This window comes from Paenibacillus xylanexedens, assembly GCF_017874615.1.
In the GTDB taxonomy this organism is placed as follows: Bacteria; Bacillota; Bacilli; order Paenibacillales; family Paenibacillaceae; genus Paenibacillus; species Paenibacillus xylanexedens.
This window is the reverse complement of record NZ_JAGIKV010000010.1, coordinates 136,437-155,984: the sequence shown is the minus strand read 5'-3', so window position 1 is coordinate 155,984 and position 19,548 is coordinate 136,437. Positions and strand designations below refer to the sequence as shown.

14 protein-coding genes are annotated in these 19,548 nt (G+C 35.4%); 12 read left to right on the top strand and 2 right to left on the bottom strand.

What is annotated here, in order from left to right:
* Positions 1-5: 5 nt before the first annotated feature.
* Together J2Z28_RS31230 and J2Z28_RS15230 are read right to left on the bottom strand one after the other, a co-directional pair.
* Complete coding sequence (locus tag J2Z28_RS31230) at positions 6-809, bottom strand: TFIIB-type zinc ribbon-containing protein (RefSeq protein ID WP_244988313.1); 804 nt, start codon at positions 807-809, stop codon at positions 6-8.
* Positions 810-1,225: 416 nt separating this feature from the next.
* Positions 1,226-2,500 (bottom strand): Kelch repeat-containing protein, encoded by a 1,275-nt coding sequence (locus J2Z28_RS15230; RefSeq protein ID WP_211083125.1) that lies wholly within the window; start codon positions 2,498-2,500, stop codon positions 1,226-1,228.
* A 451-nt stretch (positions 2,501-2,951) separates the two neighbouring features.
* Here J2Z28_RS15230 and J2Z28_RS15225 point away from each other — a divergent pair, with 451 nt between their 5' ends.
* The 12 genes from J2Z28_RS15225 to glf all read left to right on the top strand — a co-directional run bounded on the left by J2Z28_RS15225 (position 2,952) and on the right by glf (position 19,537).
* Complete coding sequence (locus J2Z28_RS15225) at positions 2,952-5,483, top strand: hypothetical protein (RefSeq protein ID WP_211083124.1); 2,532 nt, start codon at positions 2,952-2,954, stop codon at positions 5,481-5,483.
* Between the two features lie 12 nt (positions 5,484-5,495).
* On the top strand, positions 5,496-6,827 hold the full coding sequence (locus J2Z28_RS15220; protein ID WP_211083123.1) for a Gfo/Idh/MocA family oxidoreductase: 1,332 nt from the start codon (positions 5,496-5,498) through the stop codon (positions 6,825-6,827).
* A 56-nt stretch (positions 6,828-6,883) separates the two neighbouring features.
* Positions 6,884-7,600 (top strand): IspD/TarI family cytidylyltransferase, encoded by a 717-nt coding sequence (locus J2Z28_RS15215; RefSeq protein ID WP_211083122.1) that lies wholly within the window; start codon positions 6,884-6,886, stop codon positions 7,598-7,600.
* A gap of 77 nt (positions 7,601-7,677) precedes the next feature.
* On the top strand, positions 7,678-8,742 hold the full coding sequence (locus tag J2Z28_RS15210; RefSeq protein ID WP_211083121.1) for an NAD-dependent epimerase/dehydratase family protein: 1,065 nt from the start codon (positions 7,678-7,680) through the stop codon (positions 8,740-8,742).
* A gap of 67 nt (positions 8,743-8,809) precedes the next feature.
* Complete coding sequence (locus tag J2Z28_RS15205) at positions 8,810-9,640, top strand: LicD family protein (RefSeq protein WP_211083120.1); 831 nt, start codon at positions 8,810-8,812, stop codon at positions 9,638-9,640.
* Positions 9,641-9,646: 6 nt separating this feature from the next.
* Complete coding sequence (locus tag J2Z28_RS15200; RefSeq protein WP_211083119.1) at positions 9,647-10,480, top strand: hypothetical protein; 834 nt, start codon at positions 9,647-9,649, stop codon at positions 10,478-10,480.
* Between the two features lie 28 nt (positions 10,481-10,508).
* Positions 10,509-11,645, top strand: a complete 1,137-nt coding sequence (locus tag J2Z28_RS15195) for a rhamnan synthesis F family protein (RefSeq protein WP_211083118.1) — start codon at positions 10,509-10,511, stop codon at positions 11,643-11,645.
* Between the two features lie 27 nt (positions 11,646-11,672).
* The gene (locus tag J2Z28_RS15190) at positions 11,673-12,914 is read left to right on the top strand and encodes a rhamnan synthesis F family protein (RefSeq protein WP_211083117.1); all 1,242 of its coding nucleotides are present in this window, start codon (positions 11,673-11,675) and stop codon (positions 12,912-12,914) included.
* A 49-nt stretch (positions 12,915-12,963) separates the two neighbouring features.
* A complete protein-coding gene (locus tag J2Z28_RS15185; protein ID WP_211083116.1) occupies positions 12,964-14,553 on the top strand; it encodes a CDP-glycerol glycerophosphotransferase family protein in 1,590 nt (529 codons plus the stop codon).
* Positions 14,554-14,558: 5 nt separating this feature from the next.
* Positions 14,559-15,923, top strand: coding sequence for a glycosyltransferase family 2 protein (locus J2Z28_RS15180; RefSeq protein WP_211083115.1), 1,365 nt, complete (start codon positions 14,559-14,561; stop codon positions 15,921-15,923).
* A gap of 36 nt (positions 15,924-15,959) precedes the next feature.
* A complete protein-coding gene (locus tag J2Z28_RS15175; RefSeq protein ID WP_211083114.1) occupies positions 15,960-18,365 on the top strand; it encodes an adenylyltransferase/cytidyltransferase family protein in 2,406 nt (801 codons plus the stop codon).
* 71 nt (positions 18,366-18,436) lie between these two features.
* The gene (glf, locus tag J2Z28_RS15170) at positions 18,437-19,537 is read left to right on the top strand and encodes a UDP-galactopyranose mutase (protein WP_211083113.1); all 1,101 of its coding nucleotides are present in this window, start codon (positions 18,437-18,439) and stop codon (positions 19,535-19,537) included.
* Positions 19,538-19,548 lie beyond the last annotated feature (11 nt).

The following is a 19,548-nucleotide window of genomic DNA, read 5'->3' as shown; positions in this document are numbered from 1 at the left end:
CAGACTCATCCACATAGGTAATGGATTAAAGAGTTCAGATTGGGGAATTCCAGTAGTAGGGCCAACTCCTGATTGCTGCGAAGCTGAGTGGAAAGCTCCGTAATTGTAGACTTGTCGCCAAAGTAGCCCGAAAATGTACTAAAGGATTCGTTAAAAGCGCCACCATAACTTTTTAATCCGGGCATATGGGCCAAAGTGGTTTGGTCCGTCTGGGATATTTCATAGGTATTTGTCAGGTCCAATGCCGTTAGTCCCTTAAAAGCTTCAAAATCTCGCTGATCAATCCGCTGGCTATTCAGTTTCTTGTCCTGAGTAATATAAGTGATCTTCTCGGCCTCTTCATCGCTGAAGGGATCGGATAGGCTATATGTAAACTTCCACTGATCATTCTCCGAATGCTCTACGGTTAAATAGCGAATACGAGCCAATTCCTCCTCTGTTGGCAAGGCGGCCCCTTTATCAAAGATATCTCGCAAAAATGAAAGCAGAACCTCGCTTTCAGGCATCTTTCGTACAGGCAGATTGGCTTCTGTTTTTGGATAGGTGGAGCTATTGCTATAATAAAAATATGTACCGATCGCGCCAGTTAGGACTAACATCAGTATCAGCATTACCTTTACGGAGGCAGTCTGCTTCGGTGGTACTTTAGGGGGCGTTCCATGGTAATGATTAATAGTCTGGTCTACGTAATAGACATGATTTTGCTTCAATAAAAGTTCTGTTTCACAATAGGGACACTTTAAAACCTCATCCTTCTTGTATTCAATTCTTCCGTTGCAATTGGGGCAGTTTAGCGGGATAAACGCCACGAATGTCCCCTCCTTCATTATGATGGTCATAAGATCATGCTGAACGGTCATCTGATTTCATTATACCTTGTGAATTTACGTTTGATGAGAGAAAGAAGTTTCACATAACGAAGGAGCAGGGAATCCTGCTCCTTTTGATCTTTTTTAACTATGGTGAACTCAAGCAGTTCATGAAGCTGGATGAACTGACTTCTGAGATGGTACATAGGTTTATTGATAAATTGAAGTACAGATGGACGGCACGTTAAACATTCATAATAAGTTTACTGCCACCGCCCTTCTTACGGCTTAATATATAGTGACCGACACTCAAAGTCATGTCGAGAGTGTAGCGATGTTGGTTAGAAATTAAATAGAAATTTACACGAGAGAAAGCCCGCTAACCTATATCTGGTCAGCGGGCTTCGTTCTGTTTGTTAGTCCCCTGTACTATATTCATCCACTTCAAATGAAAGGATGTTTTTAAAGATCACATAATCCTTACGGCTAGTGAAGGGTCCTTTGTTGTTGTCATGTTTGTCAATTGCGTAGGAGGCTGTTCCTGTGCCAGCTTCTTTGCCTTCGTACCACGCAATGAATTTATTAACTTCTGCCATGGAGAGGTCGAATTCTTTTACTAAACCAGTTGTCAAGATAACGGTGAAAATGGCTCTATCCTCGTTACCTGATTCTGGTGTTGGATCTGGGCTTGGAGTGCTTTCGTTTTCAAATGTATACATTTCTACGTTTTTTAAAGTGCCGTTTGTACCAAAGTTAGTTCCGCCTATGATGTATAGATTATTATTGATTACAGCCGAAACAAGTTGTGCTCTTGGAGAAGTTAAGCTTCCGAGTGTACTAAACGTATTTGTTTTGGGGTCATAAACATCAAAACTATCCAAAGCACTATGTAGTGAACCGGAAGAAAGCTTAGCCCCTCCTAACAAATAAATTTTATCATTATAAACAGCTATGCCACTTGCATCTCTGACAGCAGTGTTTTGTTTGAGTGTCCAAGAATCTGATTCTGGATTATATTCGTAGATACCACCTATTGAAGTTGAGAAGTTCATTCCTCCCAATATATATACTTTCCCACCAACTAATGCGGCTGCAGCACCGTTAGCTGTGATAGGCATTTTGTTTTTCAAGGACCAAGTGTTTGAGATGGGATCATAAGACTCTACAGAAGACAAAGAAGTTGAGGTACCATTAACAAGAGCTCCGCCTCCAAAAACATAAATTTTACCATTTAACGCTACAGAGCTTGCCCATGATCTTGCCGTTAACAAGTTAGCAGCAGTCGTCCAACTGTCGGTAGATGGATCGTAGACTTCTACTTTATTAGTTCTTAGCACTGAAGTACCAACATTATAGTATCCACCAATAGCATAGATCTTATTGTCATGTACTACCGCCGTTAATCCAGCACGAGCTGTCGGCATATTTGCTTTAACAGTCCAAGTATCTGTTATAGGGTCATATTCATAGGTTGAATTTTGTTTTATACCCGAAGCTGCATGATCTGAGCCTGATGCACCTCCAAAATAATAAATTTTCCCATTAAGTGAAGCTGTTGCTCCACCAGTACGAGGCTCTAATAAGTCAGCTTTAGTGACCCATTCAGAAGAAGCAGCAGAAGCGGATAAAGTTAATAGTACGGATGAGAAAAGTAGAATTAGGCTAAACAAGAAAACTATTTTTTTTCTCAATACTTACATCTCCTTATTATGTATTTTCATGAATTATATTAAATAAAAATCCAATGATTGTCTAAACGTTATTCACCAAATATGTTATTTTGTGTTGAAAGGATAATGAGAGTTTAATTCAATTTACTACAAAAAGGGAACCAGAATGATTATCCATGTTATCCTGTCTTACCAAAGTTTTTGTTGCAATTTTTCAAGAGTGATGAATGAATTCCGAATATTGCAGATTGATGTGAGGGCTGGGGATTCGTTAAGTCAGAGGAAGTAAAGGTCTAACGCAGAGCGCATAATGTCCATTATCTTCAAGAATTATTTTGAACTGGGAATTTTTGCTGACTCTTCACCAAAAGAAGATTTAAGCCGATATAACTTATATAAAAAGTGAATTTCGTGTATGTGAAAATTTAGGATATGACAAAGAATATAACAAGCATACAGGGGCGGGAGTTTAATGAGAAAGCACCAACAAGAGAAGATTCAGAATTTAGTAACAACACTGTATGAGGCGACGGATGAAATCAAACGACAATTTTCCCAGAAAAATATCCCGACTGTAATCGAACTGTTGATTGAGTGCCAAAACATGGCGGTTCATATAGGTGAGTTTATAGAGAGTTTTGAGGGTGAAGATACACGAACTGTTGAATTGTTAACCGAATACCACACAAGTCTTTATAATATTGCCGTGGAAATTGAAACCATAAATGTGAGCTTCATTGAGCAAATAAAAGAAGTGCTTATGATGATTGAAGACAGCATTAGAAATGAGCTCAAACCATGCAAAATTGAGATTGTATTTTTCCCTTATAAGGCATCAATGTGGGACTCGCTTGAGAGCGTATGGATGGCAGCAAACGAAGATGAAAATTGCGATGCTTATGTTGTGCCTATACCATATCGAGACCGAGATCCTGATGGTTCATACGGTGAATTTCATTATGAGGGAGAAGATTTGCCTGATTATGTTCCAGTTACTCATTACGAATCCTATGACTTAAGTATCCGTAGACCGGATGTGGCTTATATTCATAATCCGTATGACAACCACAACTTTATTACTTCTGTGGACCCAAGGTTCTACTCCTATGAATTAAAAAAGTATACAGATACGTTGGTTTATATCCCCTATTATTCTACTTCCGGTGGTATGAGCGAGGGGCAGAGAATTAGTTCCGCCTATTATCATGCAGATTATATCGTTACACAAGCAGAGAAATACCGGGGATTCTTTGATCCTACCTTTTCAGAAAAATTGCTTCCGCTGGGTTCACCAAAGTTTGATAGGGTTATGAGAATATGCAATAATCCACCTGAAGCACCTGCAGCTTGGAAAGCTAAAATGGCAGGTAAGAAGGTATATTTCTACAACACCAGTATTAGCGGTATATTGAGCAATGCTGAGTTGTTCTTGAAAAAAATGCAATATGTATTTAATGTATTTTCGGCTCATGATGATGTTTGCTTGTTATGGAGACCTCATCCATTGCTAGAATCATCACTAGATTCAATGAGACCGCAATTTAAACAGAAATACTCTGAATTGAAAAGATTCTTCATTGAAAATGATATCGGTATTTACGATGAAACCCCAGATATCGCCAATACCATTGCACTCAGTGATGCTTACATTGGTGATTCGGGTACTTCTGTTGTTTCACTTTTCGGTATCGCAGGAAAGCCAATCTTTATTTTAAATAATAATATTATTACTGAACCATCTGAAGATGATTGGCGCGGCGAAATGATTACTAGAGGATTTAACATGTACTCTGATGATAAATGGTTAATTACACGCGGTAACAAACTTTATTATTCTCCAGATAACAATTTTAAGTACCAGTATTTTTGCGATTTGTCCGAATATGCATATGGTGATTATTATTTATACCCGATGACTTTAGGGGATGAAACGTTCATATTGCCAAAAAATGCACAGGACATAATCGTTCTTTATGAGAACAAAATTAGTAAACGTATTAAGTTAAAAACATACATGGAACGTCCCGGCTCATTTGCAGGAGCGGTAAAATGTGGGCGATACATTTTCCTAATACCATTTTTTTACCCTGCTGTAGTAAGATATAATACTTCAACTGGAGAAATCAAATATCTCGATGCTAATCTTGATGTTATTATCGGCATAAAAAACGGAGAACGTAAAGTAGGGGGGTATTGTGTTCAGAATGGATACTTGTTTATTGCCTCTCCTGTAGATAATCGAGTATTGGCAATTGAAGCCGAAAGTGGTAAAGAACAGGTTCTAACTACCGGCGCAAATAATTCCTGTGGCTGTATGATTATAAATTCCGACGGGGTTAATTTGTGGTTTATGCCTTATTCGGGAACTGATGTTACGTGTTGGAATCCTGAGAGTGGTGAAGTTCGTGAATACTCTAATTATCCTGAGAACCTAAAATGCAAAAATATTATTTCTGGCTTTGAATGTATGGAGAGGCCTTTTAGCCGGCCTACTTTCTGTGGAGACTATGTTTATTTGGCTCCATATTGGTCGAATATGTATATCAAACTTAATAGAGTTACAGGGGAGTCTGTGGAATGGGAACCCCCATTTGATGCTCCAGATAATGTGAAGAACGGATATTATTCTTCTTGGTGCAAAGGATGGTTTATTACTCCGGATAATGAATCTGAGAAGAACTATAATTTCTTTTCACTCTACGACAGAAAACTATATCATGTTGATTTGGAAACCGGTAAACATGAAGAAATTAATATAGAGTTTAATATCAATGAATTAAAGAGAAACGAGCCGGGGTTTGAAAAAAATTCTGAATGGTTGCAGTATTGTTGTGAAGAAAATGCATTTAATTCCCTCTCTGATTTCCTGGAGGAAATTATAACGGGAAATGCCTTCAATAAGGAAAAACAGATTGCAGCATATGGTGAAATCATAGCTAACAATAATGGAACTTGCGGTGAAAAGGTTCATTATTATATAAAAGAGCAGCTTACTGAAAAATAGGGGGCTATCGGTATGACAAAAGTAATAACGTACGGTACATTCGATTTGTTCCATGAAGGCCATTACAGACTACTTCAAAGAGCCAAAGAACTTGGTGATTTTCTTATTGTTGGAGTTACCACGGAGGGATATGACCAGACTAGAGGAAAGCTTAATGTAATAGATTCATTGATGACTCGAGTTGAAAATGTACGGAAAACAGGTTTTGCTGATGAGATTGTTATTGAGGAATCACCGGGACAAAAATTCCGAGATATCAAAAAATTTAATATTGATATTTTTACTGTAGGATCCGATTGGACTGGTCATTTCGATTATCTTAATGATTATTGTAAGGTAGTGTATCTTGAGCGTACCAAGGATATTTCCAGTACAATGCTTCGCACTCAAAAAAAGCATATTCAGAGAATTGGAATTATTGGAACGGGACGTATTGCGGAAAGGTTCATCCCTGAAGTGAATCTGGTTAGTGGTATAAGCACACAGGGTGTATACAATCTGAATACAGAAAGCTCTATTAGATTTGCAGAAAAATGGAATATTAATTCATACACTGAAATTGAAGATTTCTTTGATGCAGTTGATGCGGTCTACATTGCAACACCGCATGAAACACATTACCAATATATCAAAATGTCGCTTGAGCATGGAAAGCATGTTCTCTGTGAAAAACCTATGGTGCTGGAAAAAAAACAGGCAGAAGAGCTTTTCAGATATGCAAAGGAGCATAATTTGGTGCTTTTTGAAGGAATTAAAACAGCCTATTCTCCAGGTTTCAGCAAGTTGATGGGGATCGCATGTAGCGGAATGATCGGCAGTATACGTAATGTTGAAGCTTGCTTTACGAAACTTGAAAACCCTGCAAGTCGTGAACTAACTGATTTGAAGTTCGGAGGAAGTTTCACTGAGTTAGGAAGTTACACCGTGCTTCCTATTATTAAGATTTTTGGCACGGAGTTCGAAGATATACGATTTGATTCAATAAAAGACGAAAACGGTCTTGATATTTTTACAAAAGCACATTTTAAATATCCAAACGGGATGGGGACTGCTACCTGTGGTCTTGGAGTAAAATCCGAGGGCCATCTTATCATATCTGGAACTAAAGGATATATCAAAGTGGACTCACCATGGTGGAAGACAACTTATTTTGAGGTTCACTACGAGAATCCTGATGATGTTGAAAAATACTCTGATAGATTTCTTGGTGACGGATTGAGATATGAGATTAATGATTTTCTTTCTATGATAAACGGTAATACTGAAAGTGAATTCAAGCTGACTCAAAAAGATTCAATCACATTAACGGAGATTATGGAAAAGTTTATGCTGGAGAATAGATAGCATGGAAATTGGATAGTGACTTTATATTGCTAATAAAAAGAAAGGATGGATTAAACATGAATATAGCTTTATTGACAGCGTCAGGTACCGGTACGCGGACAAATCAAGATATTCCAAAGCAATTTATTCATGTGGATAACAAACCTATTCTTATATATACATTGGAAGCATTTCAGAAACATCCTAACATTGATGAGATATGTGTCGTTGTTCTCAATGGCTGGGAGAAAATCTTATGGGCATATGCTAAACAATTTGGAATTACTAAATTGAAATATGTTATCAATGGAGGTTCTACAGGACAAGAATCAATTTATAATGGGCTAATTGAACTAAAAGCAAGTCTTTCTGAAGATGATGTTATTATTATTCATGATGGCAACAGGCCTTTGGTTAGTCAAGAGATTATTACAGATAGTTTTGTGAAATATCAACAGTTTGGTAGTGCTGTTGCGGCTATTCCATGTACTGAAGTTGTATTTGTTATTGATGTGGGTAAAACCAATGAATCAATGAAAAGTATTAATCGTGATTATCTGCGTAGGACACAAACACCACATACCTATAAACTAGGTGAAATATATGCTGCCCATGAAGAGGCTAATAAGCTAGGAATAATTAATATGGCTGCATCATGCTCTTTAATGGAGGCATTGGGAAAACCAACATTTTTTTCATTAGGTTCTGAGAAAAATTTAAAAATCAGTACGGTTGAAGATATTCAGATATTTAGGGCATTGTTGTATTCAAAGAATGATGACTGGATTAAGTAATACGTATAGAACAGGCTATTATGTAGAAAATTCATGATCTTATTAAGAGGGATGAATTTCTATAGGAGGTTATTATTTTGAATATATATAATAGCTCGATTTATATGAATGATTTAAAGACTGTTCAGGAGTCGTTAATAGGGATTAGTGAAATTGAAGGAAAATCGATTTTAGTCACGGGTGCTACTGGCTTGATTGGTTCAGCTATTGTTGATTTACTGCTCTATGCGAATGTTAGCAAAGAGGCAAATATCAAAATATATGCATGTGGTAGAAATGAAGAGAAAATGCGCAGTCGTTTTTTACATCATTTTGATTTAGAGAATTTTAATTTTATTAAATATGATGCATGCGATGAGTTAGACATCAAGTTTTCTGTAGATTATGTGATTCATTGTGCAAGCAATGCTAATCCAATACAATATATGATTCAACCTGTGGAAACAATGATGAGTAATTTTTATGGTATGAATCAATTATTACATTATTCTAAAAAGAATAAAATTAAACGAGTATTATATGTATCTTCAAGTGAAATTTATGGAGAAAGTTTAGATTCTAGGCCACTGTCTGAGGATAGCTATGGTTCTATTAACTTATTGAATCCTAGATCTTCGTATGCTATAGGTAAACAATCTACTGAGACACTCTGTGCCTCATTTCATCATGAGTATGGTATTGATATTGTAATTGCTCGACCAGGACACATATATGGTCCTACAGCCTCAACACAGGATAACCGTGTTTCATCCATGTTTGCGCATAGCGCAGCTAATGGTAGAGATATTATAATGAAAAGTTTGGGAAAACAGATGCGTTCCTATTGCTATTCTCTTGATTGCGCATCAGCTATTTTAGCATTACTTGTCAAGGGAGAAAGTTGCGAGGCCTATAATATCTCAAACTCAAATTCTATAATTACTATAAAGGAAATGGCGGCGTTACTTGCTGATTTTGGAAGTGTCGATTTGAAATTTGAAATTCCGACAGAAATGGAAGCCGCCAGATATAATCCGATGGATAATTCCAGTTTAAATAGCGATAAAATAGAGGGAATTGGTTGGAGAGGGTTGTTTAATGCAGAAACAGGGTTAAAACATACTGTTGAAATACTTCGCCAAGGTCAATATAACACCAATTGATTCTGAAGCCTAAACGGTTTGTGTTTTATGAGCCGTAAAGGTAATTTCTGATAATGGAGAAGGATGAATGAATACTAAAAAACAACATCACTTAACATCTGAGGAATTAAAAAAACTTCAAAATGTAGAATTAGAACTTCTCATTGAATTCGATAGAATATGCAGAAAACATGAAATTACTTATAGTATCGATGGTGGTACATTACTTGGAGCTGTGAGACACGGAGGATTTATTCCATGGGATGATGATGCAGATGTAATTTTAACTCGAAATGAATATGAGAAGTTTCTTTTGATTGTGGATCAAGAATTAAATACAGATAAATTTTATCTTCAGGATGTAAATCGGACATCTGGTTATAGATGGGGATATGCAAAATTACGTCGTAAGAATACTGATTTCATTAGATTAAATCAAGAACACATGCCATATGAACAAGGTATTTTTTTAGATATTTTTATTGGTGATAATGTTCCCGACAATTATATATCACGGTGTATATGTAACTTCCGATCTTTTATTTATCGAAAAATATTCTATTCAGAAGTGGGTAAGTTCACAGCAAGTGGAATTAGTAAATATTTATATAAAATATTGAATTCAATTCCTGAAAACACAGTGAAAAATAGCTATAATCGTTATGTTAAATTTCGGAATAAAAAAAGTACTGAACTGGTGAAATGTTTGACATTTCCAGCGTGTAATCGTGTTTATGGATACAAAAGAGAATGGTATGAGGATACTATTGATATGCAATTCGAAGGAGTAACGCTTAGAGCTTGTCGTAATTATGAAGATTATTTGAAATTTTTATATGGTGATTATTTAACCCTGCCAGCTATAGAAAACAGAAAGGTTCATCCTGTGTCTAAACTTACTTTTCCAACGGATAATTAATGTTTTTTGGGGAAAGGAATTAATATAAAATCAATGTATACAGAATTTATGAAAATAAAAAATACAATTGAAAAAGAGAAAATTGTAATATACGGGACGGGATCAGTGTCGAAGCGGTTTAGTAAACTAATTAAGGAAAACGGGTATTGGGGAAATGTAAGTAATTATGCTGTATCTTCATTAGAACATCATGCTAATTTCATTGATGGGAAAGCCGTTAAAGAAATCAAAGATATTTCGAATGATAATATCGTAATGTTAGCTGTCCATAATATTTTTCTGAATGAAATATTAGAAAACCTAAGTAATTTAGGTTTTGAAAATGTTATTTGGATTTATCCATATTTATTTGATTTAAGTTTTGGAATGCCAATTCAAAATAATATAGTCTTAGATGTTAAGAATATTGTAAACAGATTAAATGGAATTTACTCATATGCAATTTACCATTTAGCCATCGAAAACGAATATTCTAAAAATGTGGTAGGTGGGAGTATTTATAGAAAATTTATGCGTATTTTTTGTAGTGAAGAAGCAGCAAATAAAAGATGGTCTGACTTTGTTGAGAGAATGCATAAATATGAAAATGGCGATGTTCAGCAAAACTATAATATTAAGTTGTCAAATGAGTATGATATTGTTCTTGATGGTTTACATCGCTTAATGTTAGCACATTATTTTAATGTAGATAAGATCGTAGCAGATATTTATAGTTGTGATATGAATAAATATATTGATTATGCTGAGAACATGGCCTTGACTGATAAACAGCTGAATAAATACTTTTCACATGATGAAATTGATCTAATTAAAGAGACTGTTTTAAAACTAAGTATTTAAAGCAAATATTTACGTTAGGAGCAAAAGTATGCGTAGGCTTGGGATCTTTGTATTTTATGACCAAGATGGTGTCGTTGATGGATACGTTGAATATTTGATGTCGGAATTAGAAAAAGTATTAAATGAATTAATAATTGTTGTTAACGGCGAAGTAAACCAAGCAGGCAAACTTATATTAGAAAAATACAGCAACCAGGTTTACATACGAGATAACATTGGACTCGATGCTGGTGCGTATGCAGATGTCATTGTTAATTTTTTGGGGGAAGATAAATTATCACAATATGACGAACTCGTATTGTGTAATGATACATTTTATGGGCCATTTGTGAGCTTTGAAAAAATATTTGATTCAATGGAAAATGAAAACTGTGATTTTTGGGGACTAGATTGTATTAAGAGGGATTTTTTGAGCTATATTATTATGTATTTTTGTGTTTTTCGTGGGGATTTGTTGAAAAGCGGAGATTTGTTCAATTTTTTCAGAGATAAAATATTACTTAAAGTAAGTGAGATGGCAGATGCCTTTGCTCTTTTTGAGGTTGGAATATACTATACATTAACTCAAAAAGGATATATTCCAGGAGCTTATACGTATTCCAACGGATATTTCAGCAGAAGAAATCCTGATATATGTGTTCTTAAATATAATCTTCCGATATGGAAGAAAAAATTCTTCACCAAAGATAATTATAATGAAACAATTTGTTATACATTGCTAGAGTATTTAGAGAACAATGAATTATATGGAATTAATAAAATTCAAGAAAACGCGAAAAGAGTTTATGGTATTGATATTACCAATGGTAATAGAACTAAATATTTCTCTCAGCCAGAATTAAAATATAGTGTGCCGCAAATAACTTATGATGAAATTGATGATTTCGTGTCTAAAAATAAAGAAATATATATCTATGGGGGAGGTTCTTTTGCCAGATCTACAGCATTTGTTTTTAGTGATAAAATCGAAAATTTCTGTGGGTTTATTGTCTCGGATGAAAAAAAAAGTAGCCTTACAGATATATGGGGCTATCCTGTGATAAAAGCTTCACAGGTTCCGCCAAATAGTTCAATAATTGTTGCGTTAAATTATAAGAATAGTATAGAAGTCTTATCGCAGTTGGGTAGAGATGAAAATGTTTTTTACTTCTGGAATTTAGATTAAGGCATCAAAGAAATTAGGGGGAATTTTATGAGCAATACACATGATGTAGATTTTGGAAATACACATTGTATCCTTCCGACTAATTATATGACAGATGGTTACGACAATGGAATGTCAAATAAAAGAATTGCTGTAGTCATTCATCTGCATTATTCAGATACTTTTGATAAATATAAAGACTATTGCGAGAACATACCTGAAGAAATTACCATCTATTTTACCACCTCTAATGAAGAATTAAACAGAAAAATTGAAAACTTTTCTTTATATAGAGAGAATTGCAGATTAATTGCGAAAAACAATCGTGGTAGAGATATAAGTTCATTTTTAGTAGCTTGTCGTAAAGAAATCTTGAATCATGAATATATTTGCTTTTTACATGACAAAAAGGAGAAAAATCCTTCAAGTAAACTGGATGTAGATAAATGGATCTACAGTCAATGGGAGAACATGTTAAGTAGTAAAAATTACATCTATAATGTGATTTCTTATTTTAATAAGAATGATCAGCTAGGTTTACTGCTCCCTCCAGTTCCGGCTAGTGAGCGTATTAACTTTGCATACATGAATAATTGGAAAAATAATTATGAAAACACAATTAAATTGGCACAAGATCTGAACTTGCAATGTGATATTAATAAGGAAGTTTCACCAATGGCTATAGGAACAGTGTTCTGGGCAAGGGTGGATGCGTTAAGAAAACTTTTCGAGCATGAGTGGAAGTACGAGGATTTTGATGTCGAGCCGTTAGCGGATGACGGCACATTGAGTCACGCTGTTGAGCGAATTTTGGAATTTGCGGCTAAGGATTCTGGATATGAATGCAAATGGGTTATGACAGAAAGTTATGCGGAAGAGAGATTAGGATATTTTACGTTGGCCTTATCAAAAGCATTTGATAGACTTCGAAGTTCATTAGGTCTTCGATATATATACGATTTGGATGAATTTGACACTAAGTCTTTAGAATTAAAAAAATTATATCGGGACCATAAAAAAACATATATATACGGAGCTGGTATACTAGGAACAGAGTGCCTCCGTTCTATGGACTTTATTGGTGTGAAAATAGATGGCTTTATTGTTACAGATATGAGTGGCAATGAGTCAGTAATTGAAAATATTCCGGTACATGCCTTCGGTGAAATAGAATTTGATAGGGAAACACTTGTAATTATAGCGACGAACAAGAAATACCAGGAAGAAATTATAGAAATCTTTAAAAATCAATTGACTTCTAATTCCTTCTATAATTGGTGTTCTCACTGAGTAATTTTGGGAAATCCCTTAAGCATTAGCGAAAGGAATGATCTGTAATATGGATGATACAAAACCAAATATATTAACTGAAAAAAAAAATAAATTTGGTGTTAATAAATTTAATGTTCAGACTTGGGAAGATTTTAATAATTTCAAAAGTGATAAATTTGTATTTATATTTGGTGCTGGTTATGGCGCTGATTTTTATTTTCAAAATTATTCAGATAATATTGTCGGTATAATTGATAATGATGAGGCCAAGCACGGGCACCAAATTGATTTTTTTGTTGATAAAATTTCATTGGATAAATGTAAGGAAAAGAAAGTTTTAAATGTGTCCGTACTAAAGCAGTATAAGGATGATGATTTAGTTGTACTCATAGCGAATCTTAACGCCTCTGAACAAATTGCAGAGCAACTTGAAAGCGTAGGTATAAGTAATTATTACTCATTGCTAGCTATGGAAACTATTGAAAAAAACTCCTTCGTATCGGCTAAAGATCAAATTGTTAACCATTGCTTATTAACAAAACGTACGGATAAAATTGAGCCGAATAAACTTGTATTTTACAGCACGGGTGGTTATTTCGGGCATGGAAAATATATCGCGGAACAGTTGTTAAAACAACGTAATGATTTGGATATTGTTTGGGTCGTTAACGATTTGAAGATAAAAGTTCCAAGAGGCATTCGACTTGTATATTGGAAAAATAAAAGTAAATATATTCATGAAATGCGAACAGCTAAAATATGGGTGTATGATGATATGGTTCCATCATATATTCAAAAACAGCCTGAACAAATATACGTACAAGTTAAACATTGGTCCAGCGTTACATTAAAAACGTTTGGTTTTGACTTTACAACATTTCGCAAAGACTCTGTGGAAATTGAAATGTGCAGACATAATTCAGAAATGATGGATTACATTATTACAGGTAGTAAATTTGATACAGATACTTGCAGAAGTGGGTTTGGCTTCAAAGGTGAAATAATACAGGCTGGCTCGTCGCGTTCTGATGTTCTCTTTCAAGAGAGTAAATATAGACAAAAAGTAAAAAGTCATTATGGTTTGAATGTTAATAAAAAAATTCTACTATATGCACCGACATTTCGCTACAAGCTAGGTGATTCTAATATACGTGAGGTTTATGAAACAAATATTAATTATGAATTAATAATCGAAAAATTGGCTAGTAAGTATTCTGATGAGTGGTGTATTCTTTTGAGATTACATCCGTTAGTTTCTGGTGCGAGCAAATCAATAACACTATTGGATTATGTTATTGATGCCAGCAACTACTCTGATAGTCAGGAGCTTGTTGCTGCTGCAGATATCATGATTACAGACTATTCAAGCATAATGTTTGAGCCTGCTTATGTGAGGAAGCCTGTGTTTTTGTTTGCTCCAGACCGTAAGGAATATATCAACGGTGAGCGCAAGTTACTAATTGACTATGACACTTTGCCATTTTCAATTGCGGAGTCAAATGAAGAGTTGGCCAATTATATTGAGAATTTTAATCAAGAAGAATATGTGAATCAAGTTGATGAATTTATGGAAAAATACGGTGTTCATGAAGATGGACATGCTAGCGAGCGTTCAGGGAAATTTATATTGGATTTAATTGATGGTATAAGGAGTTAAGCGACATGAAAATTTCTGTAATTATGCCGTCATTAAACGTGGCCAATTATATAGAACAATGTATGGAGAGTGTAATAAACCAAACATTAAGAGATATAGAAATTATCGTTGTAGATGCTGGATCAACAGACGGAACTCTTGAAATATTGAAAAAATATGAAACACTAGACAATAGGGTTCGCATTATGCACTCCGATAAAAAAAGTTACGGCTATCAATTAAACTTGGGCATTTCAATCGCTCAAGGAGACTTTATCGGAGTTGTAGAAACGGATGACTATATAGAGTTAAATATGTACGAAACTTTATATGAATTGGCTTTAAAATCAAAGGCAGATTATGTTAAGGGGAGTGCACTGAAATTTTTTGAAAAGAGCGAAGGAGAAACTTACACTAGAAAAATAGAGGTTTTCACTGAAAAAGAATTCGCATTTAATCGGGGGAGAGTTTCTGTCAATCCCAGCATAACACCTGAACTTATTCTTAAAGATTATTACTTGTGGACAGGTATATATCAAAAGGATTTTATTAAATCCATAAAATTAAATGAAACTTCTGGAGCTGCTTATCAAGATATCGGTTTTCTTTTTCAGACGTTTTGTAAAGCAAAAAAAGCAGTTTATCTAGACAAAGTATTATATCATTATCGGCAGGATAATCCAAATGCTTCGGTATATAATCATAAAGCTTTCCATTACTTAATTGATGAGTATCAATATGCAGATGGTTTGCTTCAAAAACAAGGACACATATGGCGAACGTTGAGCTACTGCAAAATGTTTCGTCAAACTAATCTAAGAATTAGATTAATGGCTATTTCGGGCAGTGTCTGGGATTCGGCAGTATCTGATATGCAAATTATCTCTGACAGATTGAAACTAATTATGGCTAATAATTATATTGCTTCTGAACAGTTATTAACTAAAGAGTGGTCAGAGTTAGAATTATTGATAAAAAATCCGATAGATTTATATGAATATTATATAAAGATCGAAAATGAAAAACGTAGTATTCTCTCTATTTTATTAAGCAAGTTGTCTTCTGCTCAGCCGATTGTTGTTTTTGGATCGGGTTACTTAGGAGGATTCCTTCCGATTTTGCTAGAGTTAAACGGAGTAGATCAAATGGAAGCTTATTGTGATAATAATTCCTATTTGTGGGGCAGTCAATTACAAGGTAAGCCCATAATTTCGCCGGAACAGGCTGTTCGGGATTATCCCCAGGCATCATATATTGTGGCTAACAAGGCTCATCGTCAGGAAATTAAGGACCAATTAGTAGATATGGGCATTGCAGACGATCGTATTTTTGAGTATACCTTAGATGCGGATATATTATTTTTAAGTAAAGCTTATTTGCATAGTAAATAGCCAGTTATTCAAATTTTTAACGAACGGAGCTACGTTATGACTAACGGTATTCCTCATCCGTTAAATGAGATCGATGCGGATATAGGGGCATACATCCATTCGCATCCTGATAATAATTTCATAGATGTTATTAGAAAAGATCAGCGTTTGGAAGTTTCACGCTACTTAAGCGACATTCCAAATAGTTTGTTCGCATGGTACCCATTTGAGAGCACTTCGAACGTATTGGTGATCGGAGGCTCATTTGGTGCTTTCTTAATGAGCATATGCAGAAGAACGCAAAACAATATCGTTGTGGAAAAGGACGGTTACCGTGCGCACTTTCTTCAAAAGCGTATGAAAGATGTCAACAATCTTAGTGTGATACATTCCGATGTGATAGAGTTTCAAAAAAATTCCGAGCAACTTTTCGATTATATCATTTGGGCCATTGACGAAAGCGTTGATCGTTTATGTGAAAAAGACTATGAGATTTATTTTTCAGCTATGAAAAGTATGCTCTCTCCAAAAGGAAAAGTCCTTGCTGTAATTCCAAATCGCATGGGTGCTCGTTTTTTTTGTGGAGAAAGAGACACTCAATCGGGATTGCCGTTTGAAGGAATAACTGATAATCACTCTGATATGCATCGATTCACCCGCAGTGAACTTCTGAACTTTCTTGAAAATATACATTTCAACTCTATTAAGCTCTATTATCCATTTCCTGACTACAGAAATCCTCAACTTATCTATACAGATGATTATCCTCCAACAGAGGATATATCAGAGCGCATAAAGTCATATATCTCCAAAAACGAAGAGAGAGTTTTAAGTGAAAAGACCCTGTATCGTAAGCTTGCTCAGAATAATGTACTGACTTCATTTTCTAATTATTTTATTGTCGAGTGTGGAAGTGATGTTAAAAACACTAATATACTGTATTCTGCTCTTTCTTCGGAAAGAAACCGTAACAGATCTTTTGCTACGGTTATCTCTAGTGACAACAAGGTAAGAAAGATACCCATATATGATGAAGGGATATCAGGCCTTGAAGAATTAAAACGAAATGCAGAAGAGCAGATAAAAAGAAACATACCTTCGCTTAACATAACGATGGAAAACGGCATGGCAGTTATGGATAAGATCGAAGCCCCAACATTATCGAATTATCTAAGAAAGTTGATCAAGGATCAGGATACTCAAGCTATTTTTGATTACTTGGATGTATTATACAAGCACATCCTGAACTCATCGGATTATACTTCTGAAAATTCTTTTTCAAGCATGGCTCCTAATGAAAATTGGGGACCTATACTTAAGAAGGCTTATATTGAAATGATTCCAGTGAATTGTTTCTTTCTGGATGGAGAACTATTGTTTTTTGATCAGGAATATACCATGAACCACTGCCCGGCAGGATATGTAATGTTTCGGGCTGTGCATGATATCTATAATTTTATACCTGAGATCGTTAAACTGATTCCACTTGAAGAAATGCAGGAAAAATATGAGTTAAAAAGTTTGTGGAAGTATTATTTGAAAACGGAAGGCGAGTTAAGCAGAAAGATCGTAAATAAAGATATATATACTGGACGTTCAACGTGGATGAATGATTCAGAATACATTCTTAGAAGCAACAGGAGGACGATGAAATTGAGCAGTGATCGTTCAATTAAGCTTTTTGACCCCGTTTCAGGCCTCAATGATAGAAAACTCGTTCTTTTTGGATCAGGTAAATATGCAGATTATTTTATAGATAAATACGGAGAGCAGTATAAAATTGAATTTATAATGGATAACAATCAGGATGTATGGGATACAGTCAAACGAGGGATCGTTATAAATTCTCCTGATGAAGCCAGTCGACTTATCTATGGAACATATCGAATTGTTATAGCCGTTGCAAACTATCAACCAATTGTTGAGCAATTAAATGCTATGGGTATCTATGAGGACAGTTATCGTATCTACCAGAAAAGTATGGATGACTTATTGCCATTTACTATCGCGGATACCCAATCTGACGGAAAATTTAATATAGGTTATGTAACAGGAGCGTTTGACTTGTTTCATATCGGTCATCTTAATCTTTTGAAAAGATGCAAGGAGCGCAGTCATTACTTGATTGCAGGCGTATTAACAGATGAAATTATAGAAAATGAAAAGAATAAGACTCCGTTCATCCCATTTGAGGAGCGTATTGAGATTGTTAAGCAATGCAAATATGTGGATAGAGTTATTCCGATTGAAAAGAACAATACAAATAAAATAGATGCCTGGAAAGAGCTTCGTTACGGCTGCTTGTTTTCGGGTAGTGACCATGAGCTTCATTGGACAAGACTTCAAACACAGCTTCGTAGTTTAGGCTCGGAGCTAGAGTTTTTTCCTTACACACAAAGCACAAGTTCATCTATGCTGCAAAAGGCAATAAGAGAACAAATCGCAGGTCAAACTCCGTCATGAAGAGGCTTATCGTTCTGATGGGAAGCCGGGATGAAAAGCTGTTAGAACTCTAAAAAGGCGGTGAATTTCTAATGAAGTACGACTACTTGATTGTTGGTGCAGGACCCTTCGGCGCTATATTTGCATATGAAGCCATGAAGTGTAATAAAACATGCTTAGTAATCGATAAACGAGACCATGTCGGAGGAAATATTTATACGGAACAAGTGGAAGGTATTAATGTGCACAAATATGGTGCCCATATTTTTCATACCAACGATAAAGAAGTATGGGATTATGTGAATCGTTTTGCTACATTTAATCGTTATACCAACTCGCCAGTAGCAAATTTTAATGGCGAGATGTACAATCTGCCTTTTAATATGAATACATTCTATCGGTTATGGGGAGTTTCTGATCCGACAGAAGCAGAAAAGATTATAGAGAAACAACGAGTGCAATATGACGAGCCGCAAAATCTTGAAGAGCAAGCTCTTTCGTTGGTTGGTCGTGATATTTACGAAAAACTGATTAAAGGCTATACAGAAAAACAATGGGGGCGTGCCTGCAAGGACTTGCCTGCATTCATTATCAAACGCTTGCCCGTTCGTTTTACATGGGATAACAATTATTTTAACGACCAGTATCAAGGAATACCTGTTGGAGGATATACGCCAATCATTGAAAAGTTACTGGAAGGTAGCGAGGTTAGACTGAATACGGACTATTTCGCACAAAGAGAGTATTTTGATGGAATCGCGACGAAGACAGTATACACAGGAATGCTTGACGAGTTCTATGGGTATCAATTCGGACCACTTGAGTATCGCACACTCCATTTTGAATCAGATATTCTGGATCAGCCCAATTTTCAAGGAAACGCGGTTGTGAACTACACAGATCAGGCAACGCCGTTTACCCGTATTATTGAACATAAACACTTTGAATTCGGCACTCAGCCTAAAACTGTAGTCACACGCGAGTATTCAAAAGAGTATCAACCGGGGGACGAACCATACTATCCGGTTAATAATCAAAAAAATAACGCCAGTTATTTAAGTTACAAGGAGCTTGCGGATAAAGAAGAAGGCGTAATTTTTGGTGGCAGACTAGCTGAATACAAATACTACGATATGTGGCAAATCGTTAGGAACTCGCTAGATACAGCAAGAAAAGAGCTAAACAAGCTTTAAAGTTCATCGTT

Excerpts from the sequence above, each read along its gene's own strand:
- J2Z28_RS15225 (WP_211083124.1), top strand. The coding sequence starts at position 2,952 with ATGAGAAAGCACCAACAAGAGAAGATTCAGAATTTAGTAACAACACTG.
- J2Z28_RS15220 (WP_211083123.1), top strand. The coding sequence starts at position 5,496 with ATGACAAAAGTAATAACGTACGGTACATTCGATTTGTTCCATGAAGGC.
- J2Z28_RS15215 (WP_211083122.1), top strand. The coding sequence starts at position 6,884 with ATGAATATAGCTTTATTGACAGCGTCAGGTACCGGTACGCGGACAAAT.
- J2Z28_RS15205 (WP_211083120.1), top strand. The coding sequence starts at position 8,810 with ATGAATACTAAAAAACAACATCACTTAACATCTGAGGAATTAAAAAAA.
- J2Z28_RS15195 (WP_211083118.1), top strand. The coding sequence starts at position 10,509 with ATGCGTAGGCTTGGGATCTTTGTATTTTATGACCAAGATGGTGTCGTT.
- J2Z28_RS15190 (WP_211083117.1), top strand. The coding sequence starts at position 11,673 with ATGAGCAATACACATGATGTAGATTTTGGAAATACACATTGTATCCTT.
- J2Z28_RS15185 (WP_211083116.1), top strand. The coding sequence starts at position 12,964 with ATGGATGATACAAAACCAAATATATTAACTGAAAAAAAAAATAAATTT.
- J2Z28_RS15180 (WP_211083115.1), top strand. The coding sequence starts at position 14,559 with ATGAAAATTTCTGTAATTATGCCGTCATTAAACGTGGCCAATTATATA.
- J2Z28_RS15175 (WP_211083114.1), top strand. The coding sequence starts at position 15,960 with ATGACTAACGGTATTCCTCATCCGTTAAATGAGATCGATGCGGATATA.
- glf (WP_211083113.1), top strand. The coding sequence starts at position 18,437 with ATGAAGTACGACTACTTGATTGTTGGTGCAGGACCCTTCGGCGCTATA.